This window comes from Streptomyces phyllanthi (genome assembly GCF_009377205.1).
Lineage (GTDB): Bacteria > Actinomycetota > Actinomycetes > Streptomycetales > Streptomycetaceae > Streptomyces > Streptomyces phyllanthi.
In genome coordinates this window covers 1-1,288 of sequence record NZ_VJZE01000914.1, presented here as the reverse complement: position 1 = coordinate 1,288, position 1,288 = coordinate 1, and the positions used below count along the sequence as shown (strand labels likewise).

The following is a 1,288-nucleotide window of genomic DNA, read 5'->3' as shown; positions in this document are numbered from 1 at the left end:
CCCCTGCCCCGGCTCCTGCCCAGCCGGCGGCTCCCGCGGCTCCGGCGCCCGCTCCGGCCCCGGCTCCGGCTCCGGTCACCCCGGCTCCGGCTGTGACTGCCGCAGGCCCCGCCGCGGAGAAGGCGACCGACGAGGGTGCGTACGTGACCCCGCTGGTGCGCAAGCTCGCCGCCGAGAACGGCATCGACCTGTCCGCCGTCAAGGGCACCGGCGTCGGCGGCCGTATCCGCAAGCAGGACGTCATCGCCGCCGCCGAGGCCGCGAAGACCGCTGCCGCGGCTCCGGCCCCGGTCGCCGCGGCTGCCGCGGGCCCTGCCCCCGCGGCGAGGAAGACCCCCGTCCTGGAGGCCTCCCCGCTGCGCGGCCAGACCATCAAGATGCCGCGGATCCGCAAGGTCATCGGCGACAACATGGTCAAGGCCCTGCGTGAGCAGGCTCAGCTGTCCTCGGTCGTCGAGGTCGACGTGACCCGTCTGATGCGCCTGCGCAACCAGGCGAAGGACTCCTTCGCGGCCCGCGAGGGCGTGAAGCTCTCCCCGATGCCGTTCTTCGTGAAGGCGGCGGCCCAGGCGCTGAAGGCCCACCCGGCCATCAACGCCCGGATCAACGAGGCCGAGGGCACCATCACGTACTTCGACACGGAGAACGTCGGCATCGCCGTGGACTCCGAGAAGGGCCTGATGACCCCGGTCATCAAGAGCGCGGGCGACCTGAACATCGCCGGCATCGCCAAGGCCACCGCCGACCTGGCGGGCAAGGTCCGGGCCAACAAGATCACCCCGGACGAGCTCTCCGGCGCGACCTTCACCATCAGCAACACCGGCTCGCGCGGCGCGCTGTTCGACACGATCATCGTGCCGCCGAACCAGGTCGCGATCCTCGGCATCGGCGCCACGGTCAAGCGCCCGGCCGTCATCGAGACGGAGGAGGGCACGGTCATCGGCGTCCGCGACATGACCTACCTGACCCTCTCCTACGACCACCGCCTGGTCGACGGCGCCGACGCGGCCCGCTACCTGACGGCGGTCAAGGCGATCCTGGAGGCAGGCGAGTTCGAGGTGGAGCTCGGCCTGTAGTCCAGTACGTCTGATCAGTACGGTGCCCCGTCCGGAGATCTCCGGACGGGGCACCGTGGCATGTGACGGGGCGCTTCGCGCCCCCGAAAGGGGCGCGGGGCTGTATCGATATGCGGCTCCGCCGCGATGGGGGTCCCCCTGTTCGAGCGAAGCCGAGAACTTGGGGGAGCGACCAGCCACGAACAACCCGCAGCCAAAAACGGTCAGCGCCC

The 1,288-nt window shown here is 71.3% G+C and carries 1 protein-coding gene; it reads left to right on the top strand.

Annotation, left to right across the window (positions count from 1 at the left end):
* On the top strand, positions 1–1,076 hold a 1,076-nt coding region (gene sucB, locus FNH04_RS46085; protein ID WP_152792163.1), incomplete at its 5' end, for a 2-oxoglutarate dehydrogenase, E2 component, dihydrolipoamide succinyltransferase.
* Positions 1,077–1,288 lie beyond the last annotated feature (212 nt).